15 protein-coding genes are annotated in these 16,301 nt (G+C 47.4%); 12 read left to right on the forward strand and 3 right to left on the reverse strand.

Going from position 1 to position 16,301, the window contains the following annotated elements; translation table 11 throughout:
- Window positions 1-30: 30 nt before the first annotated feature.
- The 12 genes from fliD (at window position 31) to A3K86_RS09835 (ending at window position 12,807) form a co-directional block, all read left to right on the forward strand.
- On the forward strand, window positions 31-1,590 hold the full coding sequence (fliD, locus tag A3K86_RS09780; protein WP_068330718.1) for a flagellar filament capping protein FliD: 1,560 nt from the start codon (window positions 31-33) through the stop codon (window positions 1,588-1,590).
- A 20-nt stretch (window positions 1,591-1,610) separates the two neighbouring features.
- Window positions 1,611-2,018, forward strand: a complete 408-nt coding sequence (gene fliS / locus A3K86_RS09785) for a flagellar export chaperone FliS (RefSeq protein WP_068330719.1) — start codon at window positions 1,611-1,613, stop codon at window positions 2,016-2,018.
- Complete coding sequence (locus tag A3K86_RS09790) at window positions 2,008-2,295, forward strand: hypothetical protein (RefSeq protein ID WP_068330720.1); 288 nt, start codon at window positions 2,008-2,010, stop codon at window positions 2,293-2,295. Before fliS ends, A3K86_RS09790 begins: the two co-directional genes overlap by 11 nt.
- An 8-nt stretch (window positions 2,296-2,303) precedes the next feature.
- Window positions 2,304-3,476 (forward strand): flagellar hook-length control protein FliK, encoded by a 1,173-nt coding sequence (locus A3K86_RS09795; protein ID WP_068330721.1) that lies wholly within the window; start codon window positions 2,304-2,306, stop codon window positions 3,474-3,476.
- A 20-nt stretch (window positions 3,477-3,496) separates the two neighbouring features.
- Entirely contained in the window at window positions 3,497-3,979 is a 483-nt protein-coding gene (locus A3K86_RS09800; protein ID WP_068330722.1) for a flagellar basal body-associated FliL family protein, read from the forward strand.
- 9 nt (window positions 3,980-3,988) lie between these two features.
- The gene (locus A3K86_RS09805) at window positions 3,989-4,741 is read left to right on the forward strand and encodes a FliA/WhiG family RNA polymerase sigma factor (RefSeq protein WP_068330723.1); all 753 of its coding nucleotides are present in this window, start codon (window positions 3,989-3,991) and stop codon (window positions 4,739-4,741) included.
- Between the two features lie 13 nt (window positions 4,742-4,754).
- A complete protein-coding gene (gene motA, locus A3K86_RS09810) occupies window positions 4,755-5,603 on the forward strand; it encodes a flagellar motor stator protein MotA (RefSeq protein WP_068330724.1) in 849 nt (282 codons plus the stop codon).
- 4 nt (window positions 5,604-5,607) lie between these two features.
- Window positions 5,608-6,609 (forward strand): flagellar motor protein MotB, encoded by a 1,002-nt coding sequence (locus A3K86_RS09815; RefSeq protein WP_068330725.1) that lies wholly within the window; start codon window positions 5,608-5,610, stop codon window positions 6,607-6,609.
- Window positions 6,610-6,735: 126 nt separating this feature from the next.
- Window positions 6,736-7,782 (forward strand): plasmid segregation protein ParM domain-containing protein, encoded by a 1,047-nt coding sequence (parM, locus tag A3K86_RS09820; RefSeq protein WP_068330726.1) that lies wholly within the window; start codon window positions 6,736-6,738, stop codon window positions 7,780-7,782.
- Window positions 7,775-8,731, forward strand: coding sequence for a hypothetical protein (locus A3K86_RS09825; protein ID WP_068330727.1), 957 nt, complete (start codon window positions 7,775-7,777; stop codon window positions 8,729-8,731). The genes parM and A3K86_RS09825 overlap by 8 nt, the downstream gene beginning before the upstream one ends.
- A gap of 124 nt (window positions 8,732-8,855) precedes the next feature.
- Window positions 8,856-12,350, forward strand: a complete 3,495-nt coding sequence (locus tag A3K86_RS09830; RefSeq protein ID WP_068330728.1) for a PAS domain-containing hybrid sensor histidine kinase/response regulator — start codon at window positions 8,856-8,858, stop codon at window positions 12,348-12,350.
- Between the two features lie 241 nt (window positions 12,351-12,591).
- Window positions 12,592-12,807 (forward strand): hypothetical protein, encoded by a 216-nt coding sequence (locus A3K86_RS09835; protein ID WP_068330729.1) that lies wholly within the window; start codon window positions 12,592-12,594, stop codon window positions 12,805-12,807.
- A 459-nt stretch (window positions 12,808-13,266) separates the two neighbouring features.
- On the opposite strand, the gene A3K86_RS09840 is transcribed toward A3K86_RS09835, so the two are convergent.
- The 3 genes from A3K86_RS09840 to A3K86_RS09850 all read right to left on the reverse strand — a co-directional run bounded on the left by A3K86_RS09840 (window position 13,267) and on the right by A3K86_RS09850 (window position 16,094).
- Window positions 13,267-14,970 (reverse strand): sodium:solute symporter family protein, encoded by a 1,704-nt coding sequence (locus A3K86_RS09840; RefSeq protein WP_068330730.1) that lies wholly within the window; start codon window positions 14,968-14,970, stop codon window positions 13,267-13,269.
- Window positions 14,971-14,972: 2 nt separating this feature from the next.
- Window positions 14,973-15,239, reverse strand: a complete 267-nt coding sequence (locus A3K86_RS09845; RefSeq protein WP_068330731.1) for a DUF4212 domain-containing protein — start codon at window positions 15,237-15,239, stop codon at window positions 14,973-14,975.
- A 222-nt stretch (window positions 15,240-15,461) separates the two neighbouring features.
- Window positions 15,462-16,094: a MarC family protein gene (locus tag A3K86_RS09850; RefSeq protein ID WP_068330732.1), complete on the reverse strand. Its 633-nt coding sequence runs from the start codon at window positions 16,092-16,094 to the stop codon at window positions 15,462-15,464.
- Window positions 16,095-16,301: the final 207 nt, after the last annotated feature.

Consider the following 16,301-nt stretch of genomic DNA (forward strand, 5'->3'; position numbering starts at 1 on the left):
ACATTCCTTTCTGAATGGAGATAGCGCAGCATGATTATGACAGGTATTGGCTCAGGGATTGATTACGAAGCGATGATTCAAGCTATCGTCGCAGCTGAGCGTGCGCCCAAAGATAACCAGATTAATCGTCAGGAGGGGATGAACACTGCTGAAATCGAAGCGTTGAAAGAAATTCAAAATGCTATCAACAGTTTTCGTGACACAGTAGAAGATCTTGGCTCTAAGCGTGAATTAGAAAAACTTAAAGCGACGCTGAGTAATGAAGACTTCTTGAGTGTGGCGGTTGACGCTAATGCGGTGCCGGGTGAGTACAACTTTGATGTGAAGAAGTTGGCAGCAGCGCAGCGTGATCAGGTGTTCAAAGTGAGTGAGGATACCACCTTCACTCAAGGTGAAATCAAGTTTGGTAAGCCAGGCGAAGAAGTCACTATTGATATCGCTAAGTTAAAAGACAAACTCGTTGCCGCCCAAGATACGAAAAAGACCGAGCTTGAGCAAAGTGAGCTTGAAGCAGTAGCTAAAAAGCACGGCTATGACTTAAGCGATCCAGCGCAGAAAGACGAAGCGAAAAAAGCGCTGACAGATCCTAGTCATGAAAACTACGATAAAGATCGACACGATACTTACGAAAAGCGCTTAAAAGCGATCGCTGACGAAAAAACACGTTTGTCGACCGAAGGTGTAAAACTGGATGAGATCCAGAAAGCGATTAACACCGACCCAAACAATAAAAATGTAAAAGCAACACTGGTTCGCAGTGGTGATGGTATCAGCATGGTACTGAATGCGACCGATACCGGTGTTAAGAATCAGTTTGGTTCCGTGTCGGTAAACGGACTAGTAACAAAAAATAACACCTTGCCGGCAGATGCAGCTCACGGTGTGCAATCGCTGCAAGCGGCGGCAGATGCCGAAGTGATGTTTGGCTCGATGAAGTTAACGTCAGCCAGTAACAAGATGGAAAATGCCATTGATGGCATCACTCTGAATTTAAAAGCTGAGGGTAAGGTCAACGTTAAGGTTGAATCGGACCAAAGCGCGGTAAAAGACAACGTTAAAAAGTTTGTCGACGAATACAACAAGATCATGGAGACGGTGAATACCTACACCAAATCCAGCGAAGATAAGGCGGCAGCGCTATCGGGTAATGCTTCAGTACGAAGTATGACAAGCCGTCTACGTGGCGTGATCTCTGATGAATACAATGCATCAACTTTTGTGACTTTGTCTCAGCTTGGCATTACCACTAGCCGTAAAGGGGTGTTGGAAATTGATGACACCAAGCTAGATAAAGCAATCAAAGATGATTTTGAACAAGTTTCTAACTTGTTTGTCGGTACTGAAACTCAGCCGGGCATGATGGATAAAATGCTGACTGTGCTGGATGACTACCACAAAAACGGTGGTATTTACGATCAACGTACCGATCAGCTTGAATACAACAACAAGCAATTAGAAAAAGAACGTGAGCAGCTTGATGAGCGCATGAAAGCGAAAACACTGTCGCTACGTGCTTATTATGCGCAAATGGATACCAAGATTGCCAATATGAACCAAACCCAAAGCATGTTGATTGGCATGCTGGCATAAAGAAAAAAGACTTTCATACCATGATGAATCCTGAAGGCCTAGGTGCCTACCAACAATCTCAGAACCATGCGCAAGCAGCATCGGCGAGTCCACACCGTTTGATCCAGATGTTACTGGAAGGTTTGCTCGATAACCTAAGCCGTGCTCGTGGTTACATGGAGCGCGGTCAAATTGCCGATAAAGGCATGACGATCACTAAGTGTCTCGACATTTTAAACGGCTTGAGCTCGGTACTGGATGAGCAAAAAGGCGGTGATGTGACGCAAGAGCTGTTCCGTCTTTATGATTACTGCGGTCGTCGTTTGTTTGAAGCCAACATTCAAAATGACGTGGCCGCCATTGACGAAGTGAGTCACTTGATCCGTGAAATTCTCGAGGGCTGGGTTGTACTGAAGCCTGATCGTGTTCAAGTTGCGAATGAAGATTGAGCAGCAACTTGATGGTCTGTTAGCACGTTTTCAACAGGCACTCGCCGCGGATGACTGGGATCAGTTGTCCGCTCTCGATCAAAAATTACAACAGGCAATTCCTAAGCTACGACAAGCATCCGAAAGTGCAGGTGTAAAACAGAAACTGGCGCAATTGAACCAGTTTTACAGCCAGATGATTGCGCGTGGTGAAGACAAAAAAGCCGAGATAAAACAACAAATCCAACAACAACAAACCAATAACGAAGGTATGCAGGCTTACCTGCAAAACCGCTGAGATACTCCATGCAAGCGATAGCGAATTCAATTAATACGTTCAGTGCCAACAATGATGCTACTAAAGCCAACCCTGCCGTGAAGAAAAGTAATTCACTGGGTGAGCCGATGGGGTTTCAGCAGTTTGAGCAGAAATTAGATCGTGCTGATACCTCGAAAGATGATCAATTAGACACGACTGAACAAGAGAACGTAATGAATTCGCCAATCACGGCGGAAGGGCAAGCTCAGCCTGTGGTCTCTGATACTTATCTTGCGCAGCTAAAGCGCATGATGGGTGGTCAGGCGGGTTCGCCAGAAAAAACTGCAGGTGATGTTGCTCTGAATGCGATTGAGGGTAAAGCCAATCCGCAATCTGAGCTTAAAGGTCAAGCGCTACTGGCTGCTTTGACTCAACAAGCACAGCTGCAAGGCGATCAGCAAAAATTCGGACAACACATCGTGCCTGCAGCCAATCAAGCCGCGGCAGATAGTCGTCTTGAAGCGGGTAAGTTGGAGCCTGAACAAGTGTTGCAACAGCTGCTGGCGAATAAAAAGTTGGATGGCAATAAAAGTGCTGATCTGATGCCAGCCATTCAGCAATTAATGGAAAGCGGTAAGTTAGAGGGACAAATGCCTGCATTAGAGCGTTTGATTGCCGCCAACCAAGCCCATAGCCAAGGTCTGCACGCATCGGTGACCCCGAGCTTCCAGCACTTAAGTGCGAGTAGTACAGAGCAAGCGGCAAAAATGGCAGCTCAGCAGTTTCATGCCAGTGTGGATATCAGTGAACCTGAGTGGGGACGTGACCTAGTTGAACAGCTTCGTTCGCGTATTCAATTCAGTAAAGCCGATCACCTTCAGCAAGCGCATGTACGCCTTGACCCACCAGAGCTCGGTAAGTTGGATATCAACTTGCGTATGGATGGTGACAAGGTGTCGGTCCACTTTACCGCTGCTCACCCACAGCTACGTGAAGCCTTGATGGCAAATGCCGAGCGTTTGCGCATGGACTTCGATGGTAGTCAGCTGCAATTGGGTGATGTATCGGTATCGAGTGGGCAGCAGCAAGGTCAGCATTCACGAGGTTCACACGGGAATGAAGAAGAAGTGATTGCTGCTAATCAAACTGTGATTACACAGGCGGGAAATCACCATCATAAGGCACAAGCGGATGCCAGCCGTTTTGAGTCTGTAGTTTAAGTTTTAGTGATACCAAGAAAATGACAGAAGAAGTACAACAACAAAAATCAAAATTACCGCTAATCCTAGCAGCAGGGGCACTGGTTCTTGCTGCCGCAGGTGGCGGTTGGTGGTATCTCGAACAACAAAAAGCGGTTCAAGTTGAGATGACCGCTGAAAGTGTGGTGCCAACTAAAGCGCTTGTGAAAAAGCCCGTATTTTTGCCACTCACTAAATTTGTGTTGAGTGTTAAGGGCGATGATCGCTTGCATTATTTGATGCTGGAACTGTCGATCATGAGTTACCAAGAGGCCAGCCTAAAAGAGCTGGAAGATTACATGCCTGTGATCCGTAATGCGGTGATCACTAAGCTTAGCGAGAAACATTATAAGGATCTGGCTGAGCAAGGTTCTATTGCCACTCTGCAAACTGAATTGCGTCAGCATTTGGTGTCAGTAATGAGTGAAATGAGTTCAACCAATGGCATTGATAAAGTGCTGATCACTAAGATGGTTGTTCAATAAGGAGTGGACATGCACAGTGCCGCCATGGTCGACCCGCAAGGGGTGAATGCCTACCAACAACATCAGCAGTTTGGTCAGCAGGCGCGTGAACAACGCTTGCTTAGCAAGTATGCCGTTTTGGTGCGCCGTGTGGTGCGTCATATGACACCGCAGGTCAATGCCGTGATTTCCAGTGAAGACATGGAGCAAATTGGCTTGATGGCACTGCTGGATGTGATCCGTCGTTACCAAGATGAGAGCGATGAAGCCTTAGAGCGCCTCGCCGCCCAGCGTATTCGTGGTGCGATTCTTGATGAGTTGCGCCGCATGGACTGGCGTTCACGTCGCTATCGTCAACGCAGTTATGAACTGCGCGATGCTGAGCGTCAAATGAGTCGCCGTTTAGGGCGTGAGCCAACCAATGCGGAATTGGCTGCGGAGCTCGATCTCGATTTAAACGAAGTGCATCGTCGCCGTGTTGATGTTCAAGCGGAAAGTCTTGGTAGTTTTGAAGGTTTACAGGAAGAAGGCGAACAGTTCTTCGGGTTGAGCTTTCAATGTCAGGCGCACGAAAAGGCACTGTTGCAGCAAGCCATGCGTCAAGCGCTCAGTCGTTTGACCGAACGCGAACAGCTGATGCTCACTTTTTACTATGAGCATGAAATGAATTTAAAAGAAATCGCACTGGTTTTTGAATTAACAGAAGCCCGTGTTAGCCAAATTCACAAGAAAGCCTTAAAAACACTACAAAGCATGCTAGTGGATTGGCGAGAGTCGGTATAGCGGAGTATCACCCATGCAAATGATTATTGGTTTTGTCATCGTATTTGGTAGCGTTGTTGGTGGCTACTTGATGGCAACAGGTAAATTAGCCGCCTTGTGGCAGCCTGCGGAAATTATCATCATCATTGGTGCTGCTGTTGGTGCGATGGTGATCTCGAACCCAAGCTACGTCCTAAAAAACATTATGACTCGCATCAAAATGTTAATGGGTAAGGGCTACAGCGATGACTATTACAAATCAGTATTAGCGCTGATGTTTGAGTTGCTGGAAACGATTCGTAAAGACGGGATCAAGAAACTGGATGATCACATTGAAAATCCGGAAAGCAGTGACATTTTCAAAAAGTACCCAGAAGTTGCCCAGTCGAATGTGTTAGTAAGCTTTATTACCGATAACCTGCGCATGATGGCGATGGGTAAAATGAACCATCACGATCTCGAAGCGGTGTTAGAAATGGAACTTCACACCCTAGAAGAAGACTTACTGCGACCATCAAAAGCGATGGGCAAAGTGGGTGAAGCAATGCCGGGCTTTGGTATCGTCGCGGCGGTATTGGGTATCGTGGTAACCATGCAGAACATCGGTGGTCCACTGACTTTGATCGGTGTAAAAGTTGCGGCGGCACTGGTAGGTACCTTTATCGGTGTATTGATGGCTTACGGTGTGTGTGAGCCAATTGCAGCCGGTATCGCTGGCTTGGTGAAAAAAGAAATGATGGCGCTAAACATGACAGCTGCAATCTTGGTGGCGCAGGTACAAGGTAAACCTACCCTGTTAGCACTGGATGCGGGTCGTAAAGTATTGCATAGCGAATACAAACCGTCGTTCGCCGAGATGGAATCTTGGGTGACCGGAGATTGATGAAATGAGTAAAGAACCTCATATTATCATTGTTAAAAAGAAACAGCGTGGTCACCACGATGAGCACCACGGTGGAGCATGGAAAGTGGCCTTCGCCGACTTTGCGATTGCGATGATGGCGTTTTTTATGGTGTTGTGGATCATGGAAATCGCTTCGCAAGAAGAGCGGGAAGAGATCCAATATCGCCTGCAAAATAGCAGTGTGTTCGACAATATGGAGAACGTATTCGATATCTCCAATAGCCCGTTTCCGATTGATTTTGGTGGTCAAGCATCTCCGTTTGAAAACCCGGTACAGTCGAAGTTGAGTGGTAACAATAAGTTGGATGTCTCGCTTCACCAGCAAATTCCAGAAGGCACTGAAGGTGCTAATGCTGGGCGTGGTAAAGAGTTGAACTCCATGCTGGCAGGAAAACACTTATCAACCGCTCAGCTGATGATGTTGGCAACCGAGCTGGAATCGGTGGCGGAAGCCTTATCAGCATCTGAAAATGTGGTGATGGAAATTGTGCCGCAAGGGTTGCGCATTTTGATCCAAGATAGCAACCGCCACTTTATGTTTGAGCGTAGTAGCTCAAATATGACGCCATTTTTTGAAGATATGCTATACAATCTGGCACCGCTGCTTGGTCAGATCAAAAACCGAATGGTGATCAGTGGTCATACCGATGTCACCAAGTTCTACTCTGAGAATTACTCGAACTGGGAGCTATCGGGAGAACGTGCCCTTAAAGCGCGTCAGACATTAGTCAACTCTGGCTTACCTGCGGGTAATGTATTGCAGGTGGCTGCAATGGCAGAACGGATGTTGGTTAATGAAGATGATCCTAAAAGCGGTAAAAATCGTCGGATAGAAATGATGATTTTGACCAAAGAAGCAGACCAACAGCTGGCCTTGCTGTTCGGTCATGGACACGCAATCACGGATGGCCCGGCGATTCAGAAAGCACGGCATTTTGCCGAAGCCAATCAGCCGGTCAGTCGTTTGGATGTGATGACCAATTAACGATTGTAGAAGAGATGAGCACATTGTCACCAAGATAAGTGCTTGATTAAATTGAAAGCCGAAGATGAGCCTATCGTCTTCGGCTTCTCTGTTTGTTATTGATAAGAAAATTTTGCGAGTAAAAATATGACAGTTTCTGCGTTTACCTTTGCGGTTGATGATGGCTCTACCAATGTGAAAGTGAGCTGGATTGAAAATAGCCAACTGAAAACCATCATCTCGCCAAACTCATTCCGTAAGGATTGGAAGAGTGCAGCACTTCGTCGTGACAAAAAAGTGTACAACTACACAATCGGTACGACTAAGTACACTTACGATGCGACTTCTGACAAGGCGCTAGAAACCACGCATGTTGATTACCAATACGATGATTTAAACCTACTAGGTGTTCACCATGCTTTGCTACAAACAAGCATTGAACCGTGTCCTGTACGTCTAGTGGTAACTCTACCTATCACTGAGTTCTACAACGCAGAAGACTGTCAGCGTAACGAAGAGAACATCGAGAAGAAACGCCAAAACCTAATGCGTGAAATCAACCTTAACAAGGGTGACTTGTTTGAAGTGGTTGATGTTGTTGTGATGCCAGAAAGTGTACCTGCAGTGCTGTCGACGCTAATGAACTCAAGCTGCAACGAATACACGCGTTCACTGGTTGTTGACTGTGGCGGTACAACCCTAGATATGGGTGTGGTTGTGGGCGAGTTTGATGATGTGTCTGCAGTTTACGGTAACAAAGAAATTGGCGTGTCTATGGTGACAGACGCTGCACGTAAAGCGCTTGCCGCTGCGGATAGTGACGCGAGCTACCTAGTAGCGAACGAGCTAATCAAACGTCGTTACGATATGGAATTTGTGCGTGAAGTCGTGAACGACGAATCTCAGATCGAAACTATCCTGACTAAGATCGAAAACAAGATCCATGAGCTGGGTTCGGCTGTGGCTTACGAAGCCAAGAAATTTGCTAAGAATCCAAACCGCGTTTACATCGTGGGTGGTGGTGCATCATTGATCGCACCGGCACTAAAAGAAGCGTACGCAACGCTTGGCGATCGTGTTGTGTTAGTGAGCGATGCACAGTCTGCATTAGCGCGTGAACTTTGCATGTACCACTCAGATCTTGATGAGCTAGAAGTAGCGCCTGAATCACTAATCGAGGTTGAGGATGAGTAACCAATTAAAACGGGTTAACTATTCCATCTACCTTGACTTAGTCAATTCTCAGTCCGACCGCTTTGCGGTCGGGGTGATCCAAAAATGGGTAGATGAGCGCAAGCAGCTAGTAGAAAACCCATCGGATGCGATGGCGTTACACTCGAGCTTGCACATGCACAAGACCATTTACTTGGCGGGTATGTACATGTACTTGCTAAGCCCGGTATTGAGCCAAAAGCTGGTTGATAACCTTGGCAGAGACACCATTGATGTTGACACGCTACGTCGTCAACTTGAAGTGTGTGGTTTCCAATTTGAAGCCCAGCCAAGCAGTGAGGCAAATGCATTACCTGAGCAGCTAGCAACGCAGCTGTCTGCTGAAATTGCGCAGCATCTGGCAAGCCAACGAGTGCCTGTGGATCTGTCGTCGGTCAATCAAGGCTTGGCACAGTTGCAACAAGCCGTGAGTGCATTGGCTCAAGCTGAAGCTCCTGCGATGCCAACCGCGTTGGACTTGTCGGAAAGTAGCTTGATGTCGCTGACACAAACCATGCAGGCGCAAGGTCAGCCACTACAAGCACAGCTTATGCAGCTGGAAGCGCGCATGGCAGAGCAAGGCTGTAGCAGCGCTCAAGCGACCGAGCTGATGCAGACTTTGGTTGAACAGCAAAACCAAGCGCTTGCTGAACAAACTCAGCACCTCGAAGAGATCAAAGCGTTGTTGGTTGAGCAGCAACAGGCGCTGCAACAAACGCCACAACCAGCTGAAGCCGTGCAGTCTGAGCAAACCAGCAAAGAGCTTGCCGAGCTTAAAGCAATGCTAAAAGCGCAAAGCCAGATGATCCGCAACTTATCCTTGGGTAGCGCAGCGCCTGCGAGTGCTGCTGAGCAACCTGAATCGGATGAAGCTGCCTTGTCACAGCGCATTGCAAGCGTGCAGAAAGTGAAGAAGAAAGGCTTGTTCTAATTTCGGTTTCATTTTTAGTTTGCAACAAGGATCCTTCTTGCTGAACTGTGATCCCCCTGATTGAGTGTCAATGATCCGCTCGTTACCATGAGTTAACGGATAATTAACACGGTTAGGGGTGTTCATGGATCAGGGATGGATCGTAGTACCCGTTTCACTGCTGTACCTTGGGGTACTGTTCTTCATTGCTTGGTATGGTGACAAACAAACAAGCTGGTTAGCCCGCTGGCGACCATGGATTTATAGTTTGTCGATTGCAGTCTATTGTACCTCGTGGACCTTCTACGGCACGGTCGGGCAAGCTAGCCAAGACACTTGGTCTTTCCTTCCTATCTACCTCGCGCCTATTATCGTATTTGTTTTTGGTTGGCGGATCCTCGCTCGCCTGATCTTGATCGCTAAGCGCGAACACATCACTTCCATTGCTGATTTTATTGCAGCTCGTTATGGCAAATCGCAAGGTTTAGCCGTGTTTGTCACCGTGATCGCTGTGGTCGGTATTTTGCCTTACATCGCTTTGCAGCTGCGTGGCATCACTATGGGGTTAAGCCAAATTGCGCCTGACTTAGGGCATTCCGTCGCCTTGGATGGGATGCTAAATGGCACCGTACATAGCGGTGATATCGCATGGTTGGTCACCGCCTGTTTAGCGGTGTTTACCGTGTTGTTTGGTACTCGCCATATTGATACCACAGAGCACCACCGTGGCATGATGATGGCGGTCGCGTTTGAGTCTTTGGTAAAGCTTGGTGCCTTTTTGATTGTTGGTGGCTTTGCGGTGTGGCTACTATTCTCAGCCTCTAGTGCTGAACTCAATTGGCAGGCCTTAGCGCACCAAAAAATGGCAGCCAGCACGGTCAACTGGGGAAGCCTGCTGATCCATACCTTGCTCACCATGATTGCGATTATCTGTTTGCCGCGTCAATTTCACACCACAGTCGTTGAGAACAGCCGTGCGCAAGATCTGCATAAAGCTCGCTGGATTTTCCCTGCTTATTTAGCGCTGATGGGGTTGTTTGTTTTGCCGCTGGCGTTGGCGGGGGAAGCATTATTGCCGCAAGTGGCAGCTGATACCTATGTGATAAACCTTCCTTTGTTGCAAGACGCCGACACTATCGCGCTCTTGGCCTTTTTAGGGGGCACTTCAGCCGCCAGTGGAATGGTGATTGTCTCGACGATCGCACTGGCGATCATGGTCTCGAATGATTTAGTGCTGCCTTTGTTGCTACGCCGTTTGCGGATCTCAGAACGACGTTTTTCCGCCTTTTCTGGCTTGTTACTCAATATTCGTCGTGCGCTGATTGTGCTGCTGTTATTGGCTGCGTGGGGCTTTTATCTGGTACTCGATAATATCCCTTCTCTGTCGGCAATTGGCTTACTGTCGTTTGCCGCGATTGCGCAGTTTGCTCCTGCGCTACTCGGGGGGATTTATTGGCGTGAAGGTAATCGTAATGGGGTGTATGCCGGACTGATTGGCGGAGTTGCGGTGTGGGTGAGTACCCTAATGAACCAAACTGGCATGTTAGCCGGTAATGCCGACACCAATGTTTTACTGTGGTTATTGAGTCCACCGTCGGTGCCGATTCTGGCTCAGTTGACGGTGGTGGATTGGGGGATGCTGCTGAGCTTGGTGGTTAACTTAAGTTTGTATGTGGTGGTCTCGCTGTTTACTCGCTCATCACTGGCTGAGCGCTTACAGGCAGCTACTTTTGTTGGTGCTCCGTTGCCAGAAACAGAAGATGTTAGTTTGTACCAAAGCCGAGTGACGGTGGCTGAACTTGAAATGCTGGCGGCACGTTTTGTGGGGCGAAAGCGGGTGCGAACCGCGTTTTCACAATTTGCCAAGCAGAACCACGAAGGGAACCATAGTGCGACTCAGCCTGCTGAGCTACTGGCTCCGGAGCAGCAAGCCAGCGCGGCGCTCATTCGCCATACCGAACGTGTATTGGCTGGGGTGTTTGGGGCTTCTTCGGCGCGTTTGGTGCTGACCTCAGCGCTAAAGGGGCGCAATATGCAGCTCGAAGAGGTGGCGACCATTGTGGATGAGGCCTCTGAGTTGTTTGATTTTAGCCGTGGCCTACTTCAAGGGGCGATTGAACATATCAACCAAGGTATCGCGGTGGTCGATAAACAATTGCGGCTGGTGGCGTGGAATCAACGCTATTTGGAGCTATTTACCTTCCCACCGGGCTTGATCCAAGTTGGGCGACCAATTGCTGATGTCATTCGCCATAACGCCCAGCAAGGTTTGTGTGGGGCGGGGGAGCCCGAAATGCATGTCACAAAACGGGTTGCCCATTTGCAACGCGGCACTGCGCATACTTCATCACGAGTGCGGGCTGATGGTCAGGTTATTGAAGTGCAAGGTAATCCCATGCCTGGCGGCGGTTTTGTGATGAGCTTTTCTGATATCACGGCTTTTCGCCAAGCTGAGCAAGCATTGAAAGATGCCAATGAAAACCTAGAGGCTAGGGTCCAGCAACGGACGCAAGAGCTGGAGCGCCTCAACAGCAAGCTGGTCACAGCGACGCAACAAGCCGAGCAACAGGCGCACTCGAAAGGTCGTTTTCTTGCTGCTGTGAGTCATGATCTCATGCAGCCTCTTAATGCCGCGCGCTTATTTTCTTCGTCATTGAGTGAAGTGGCAAAAGACAATGAAAGTCGTCAACTTGCCAGCCATATTGAAAGCGCACTCGGGGCTGCAGAAGATTTGATCGGTGATTTGTTGGATGTTTCACGGTTAGAAGCGGGCAAGTTACAAGTGAACCGCCAAGCCTTTCCGCTTTGCGATGTCTTTAATACTTTAAAAGCTGAGTTTGGGGCGTTAGCGAAGCAACAAGGCATCGATTTTACGGTAGTGAATACCCAAGTGGTCATTCAATCAGACCCTAAACTGCTACGTCGGGCGCTGCAGAATTTCCTCACCAATGCGTTTCGCTATAACCCCAAAGGCAAGGTGACGTTAGGTGGACGCCGGGTTAACGGCCATTACCGGATTGAGGTGTGGGATAACGGACCAGGGATCCCTGAAGCCAAACAAGCCAATATCTTTAATGAGTTTACCCGCCTTGATCGTGGTGGGGTTGAACACGGGTTAGGGCTTGGTTTGGCAATTGCGCGCGGTATTAGTCGTGTATTGGCACACCCATTGTCGTTACGTTCTTGGGTGGGGAAAGGCACGGTATTTTCGTTAACCGCTGAGCGTGGTCAACAGGTTGCTCCTGCGGTGGTGTCTACAGGTTCAGAGAGTGACAAATTGCCATTGCATGGGGTCAAGGTGCTGTGTGTGGACAATGAGCCTGATATTTTGTTGGGAATGGAAACCTTACTAGCCCGATGGGGGTGTGAGGTGAGGTTAGCTGAGAATGTCGTACAGGCGATGAGTGCTTTAGATGATGGATGGCAGCCTAAATTTGTGCTAAGTGATTATCATCTCGCCAAAGACCAAACGGGGTTACAGGTACTCCAACAGTGCCGTTTACGGCTTGGGGTTGGATTTAAAGGCGCAATTATTAGTGCAGATAGGACGAGTGAAACTCAGCAAACAATTCGAGGACATGGGTTTTCATTTATAAGTAAACCAGTTAAACCTTTGAAATTAAGAGCGATATTAAATTAACTATTTATAGAGTAATTACTCAGTTTTTATCTGTACTGAAGGCTATTCAATTTAGTGCACTAAAATATTTGCTTGATGCTACCATTAAAATAAACTTATCATTAAGGTGATAAAAACATAATTCAACGTCAAAAAGTGATTATGTGGAGAAAGAGGGTTAATATTATTCTCCATGTTGTCGCCTTTAATTAGTTATTAAGAAAATTAAAACTATACGCCATAGTAGTAAGGTGAAATTCTAATGTTCCGTTCGTACGCTGTGTTTTCGTTTAATCACCCTTGGTTGCACCGTAGCTTTATTACTGCGACCTTTATCTTTGCTATTTTTTGCGTGTATATGACGCTTGGCCAAGATAAATACCTGTTTTTCCCGCTTTTATTTGTGCCTTTGCTGCTAACTGTACTGTTTGGTAAAGCGGCCGACTATCGCACAAAATATCTGCATGGAAACAAGTAGCATTGCTTGCGAGTGAGTAGTATCTGCATTTATAGAATGTAAGCTGGACTAAAAACAGTCACATTTTGCATTTATCTGTACATCAATGTTGGTAAATAAGTACATCAAGAAAGGCGTTTTTATGACGTATAGATTAAGCTGTAATGGTTTAATAGTTAACTATTAATAATTTTAATAAAACATACAAATATTAAATTATCTTATAAATCAGTATTTTTATTAATGTGTCATTGCTTTTCTTTTATATTGAAGTTGATTGTCAGAACTATGACGCAAATAAAGACGGATAGTTTAACCCTTTAGGGTTAAGCTTTTATTTTGCGTCAAATATTTGAATGTGCTTTTTAATTACAAATGTAGAATATAAAAAAACGGCGCTTTGTTGGCGCCGTTTTTTTATTATTTGTAATATCAATCGTAAGGAGTCATTGTTTTGGCATTGACTGTGATTGATTTTACTTAGTGGTCGTGAGCTGCGCCTGCACCTTTCGGGTAGCGAATCGATTCCACCATATCTTGCACCTCTGTTGGTACTTCTGCGGTGAATTTGTTTACCACTATGGCTACAACAAAGTTCAGGCACATGCCTAAAGTACCAATCCCTTCAGGGCTAATGCCAAACAGCCAGTTTTCAGGAGTACTTGCTGCAGGGTTGATGAATTTGAAGTAGATGATGTATGCCGCGGTGAAAGTAATACCGGTCAGCATGCCTGCAATCGCTCCTTCCTTATTCATTTGCTTGTAGAAGATCCCCAAAATGATGGCAGGGAAGAATGAAGCGGCGGCTAAGCCAAACGAGAAGGCGACTACTTGAGCAACGAAACCGGGTGGGTTGATCCCTAAATACCCAGCGCCGACAATGGCTACAGCGGCACCAATACGCGCAGCCATGAGCTCTTGTTTATCGGTCATATCTGGTTTGAGGCCTTTTTTCAGCAAGTCGTGTGAGATAGAGGTTGAGATCACTAACAGTAGACCCGCTGCCGTTGAAAGTGCTGCCGCCAGACCTCCTGCTGCCAGTAGTGCGACTACCCAGTTAGGTAATTGCGCTAGCTCCGGGCTTGCCAGTACGATGATGTCACGGTTGATGTTCATTTCGTTACGTTCATCGCCCGAGTAGAACATCTTGCCATCGCCATTTTTATCTTCCCACGACACCAGTCCTGTACTTTCCCAGTTTTGGTACCAGCTTGGGGCTTCACTTGCCGCTACACCTTGCATGTCTGGGCCGTTAATGGTGTCGATCATATTCACGCGAGCAAAAGCGGCTACCGCTGGCGCTGTAGTATAAAGCACAGCAATGAAGACCAATGCCCAGCCAGCAGAAACGCGGGCGTCAGACACTTTAGGGACGGTAAAGAAGCGGATAATCACGTGGGGTAGACCCGCAGTGCCCACCATGAGTGCGGCACAGATGAAGAACACATCGACCATACTTTTGGAGCCGTCGGTATAGGCGGTAAACCCGAGCTCTTGAGTTAAGCCATCGAGTCTCTCTAGTAAGTAGGTTTCGCTACCTGCGAGTGTCGAACCAAAGCCGATTTGTGGAATGGGAGTGCCTGTCATCATCAGCGAGGTAAAGATTGCTGGGACCATGAAGGCAAAGATCAACACACAGTACTGAGCAACTTGGGTATAGGTGATGCCTTTCATCCCACCGAGTACCGCGTAGAAGAACACGATGCCCATCCCGATGATGATCCCCATGTTGATGTCGACTTCAAGGAAACGGGCGAACACCACGCCTACGCCGCGCATCTGACCGGCTACATAGGTGAAGGAGACGAAGATGGCACAGAAGACCGCAACCATACGAGCGGTTTTCGAGTAATAACGCTCACCGATAAAATCGGGCACCGTAAACTGACCAAATTTGCGCAGGTAAGGAGCAAGGCAGAGCGCGAGCAATACATAGCCGCCAGTCCAGCCCATTAAGTACACCCCACCGTCGTACCCAACAAAAGAAATAATACCCGCCATTGAGATGAAAGAGGCCGCTGACATCCAGTCCGCTGCAGTTGCCATACCGTTAGCGACAGGGTGAACACCACCGCCAGCGACATAGAATTCGCTGGTGGAGCCTGCGCGTGCCCATATTGCAATTCCGATATAGAGTGCGAAGGTAATACCGACCAGAATAAAGGTCCAAGTTTGAATATCCATGCTTAGTCTTCCTGTACGTTGAATTTACGATCCAGTGCATTCATCCGCACTACATAAACAAAGATCAGGGCGACGAAGGTGTAGATAGCGCCTTGTTGTGAGAACCAGAATCCGAGCTTAAAGCCACCGATTTGGAAGTTGTTAAGGGCATCGACAAATACGATGCCTGCGCCATACGAGACTAGAAACCAGATCGCCAGTAGCGATCCCATGGTGGCAAGGTTTTCTCGCCAGTAGGCTTGTGCATGCTCCTTGGATTCAAACGCCATTGTTTTCTCCTTCTACACGTTACGGAAAATGACACACCAAAGGGTGTTAAAAAAATGTTACGTAACGACAATAGCAACGATAGGAGAAACAGGCTGTGCAACTTTAGTCGAGCGCAAAAGGCAAAAATCGCCGCAAAAGCGGCGATTTTGTGACATTGATAACGAGAACGATAAGGTGGGGAAAAGTCGGTATTAGCCGAAGGTCTAACATGGGGGGAGGCGTTAGCCTAAGGTATAAAAATCTTTGATCCCGACCAGTAAGTTGCTGACTGCCACAGCCGCTAAGATCAATCCCATCACGCGGCTGATGATCGCAGCCCCGACATTGCCAATGTACTTTTGGATTTTATTGGCCCCGAGTAACAGCAGCAGGGTGATCAACAATACGCTCAGCATGACCAAGGTGGTAATGAATTGATCGCCAATGGCGTAGCGGTTGTTATCGGTAAGCATAACCACTGCCATCATGGCGCCGGGTGACGCGATAGAAGGGATCGCCAAAGGGTAGACCGCCAAATTGCTGAGTTCGCTGTGAGCCACTTCTTGTTGGCTGAGTTTACATTCTTGCTCGACCTTGCTTTCACCAAAAATCATAGTGAGGGCAAAGAGCAGCAGTACTAAGCCGCCTGCAGCCTGAAAAGCCGCTAGCGGGATCTGCATTGCTTCTAGCAGGATTTGCCCTACCACAATAAAGAACAGCAACACGCCAGTGGCAATGGCGACCGCTTTAAGGGCAACAAGTCGACGTTGATGTGGGGTTAAATGATGGGTTTGAGCCAGATAAACAGGGACTGAGCCAACAGGATCAACCACTGCCCAAATGAGTACAAATTGAGTAACTAACGCGCTGAGCAAAGTCGCCTCCAACAATGTAATCAAAAAGGGATATGAAGATAGATAAGTGTTTACTATTTATATTTTAGCTTTGGTAAGGCTTGAGTATAGCAAAAGTATGTGTTTTATCTTTGCTATGACGTGTTTTTATTGCATTTAAGTTGTAACTAAATCTTGATGGATATCCTGTTGGTGAGCTTTGGTTAACCTTAAATATGAGGCTGGTTT

The sequence above is a fragment of the Photobacterium jeanii genome (genome assembly GCF_001650345.1).
GTDB classification, from domain to species: domain Bacteria; phylum Pseudomonadota; class Gammaproteobacteria; order Enterobacterales; family Vibrionaceae; genus Photobacterium; species Photobacterium jeanii.

Coding starts and splice junctions, on each gene's coding strand:
- fliD (WP_068330718.1), top strand. CDS start 31: ATGATTATGACAGGTATTGGCTCAGGGATTGATTACGAAGCGATGATT.
- fliS (WP_068330719.1), top strand. CDS start 1,611: ATGATGAATCCTGAAGGCCTAGGTGCCTACCAACAATCTCAGAACCAT.
- A3K86_RS09790 (WP_068330720.1), top strand. CDS start 2,008: ATGAAGATTGAGCAGCAACTTGATGGTCTGTTAGCACGTTTTCAACAG.
- A3K86_RS09795 (WP_068330721.1), top strand. CDS start 2,304: ATGCAAGCGATAGCGAATTCAATTAATACGTTCAGTGCCAACAATGAT.
- A3K86_RS09800 (WP_068330722.1), top strand. CDS start 3,497: ATGACAGAAGAAGTACAACAACAAAAATCAAAATTACCGCTAATCCTA.
- A3K86_RS09805 (WP_068330723.1), top strand. CDS start 3,989: ATGCACAGTGCCGCCATGGTCGACCCGCAAGGGGTGAATGCCTACCAA.
- motA (WP_068330724.1), top strand. CDS start 4,755: ATGCAAATGATTATTGGTTTTGTCATCGTATTTGGTAGCGTTGTTGGT.
- A3K86_RS09815 (WP_068330725.1), top strand. CDS start 5,608: ATGAGTAAAGAACCTCATATTATCATTGTTAAAAAGAAACAGCGTGGT.
- parM (WP_068330726.1), top strand. CDS start 6,736: ATGACAGTTTCTGCGTTTACCTTTGCGGTTGATGATGGCTCTACCAAT.
- A3K86_RS09825 (WP_068330727.1), top strand. CDS start 7,775: ATGAGTAACCAATTAAAACGGGTTAACTATTCCATCTACCTTGACTTA.
- A3K86_RS09830 (WP_068330728.1), top strand. CDS start 8,856: ATGGATCAGGGATGGATCGTAGTACCCGTTTCACTGCTGTACCTTGGG.
- A3K86_RS09835 (WP_068330729.1), top strand. CDS start 12,592: ATGTTCCGTTCGTACGCTGTGTTTTCGTTTAATCACCCTTGGTTGCAC.
- A3K86_RS09840 (WP_068330730.1), bottom strand. CDS start 14,970: ATGGATATTCAAACTTGGACCTTTATTCTGGTCGGTATTACCTTCGCA.
- A3K86_RS09845 (WP_068330731.1), bottom strand. CDS start 15,239: ATGGCGTTTGAATCCAAGGAGCATGCACAAGCCTACTGGCGAGAAAAC.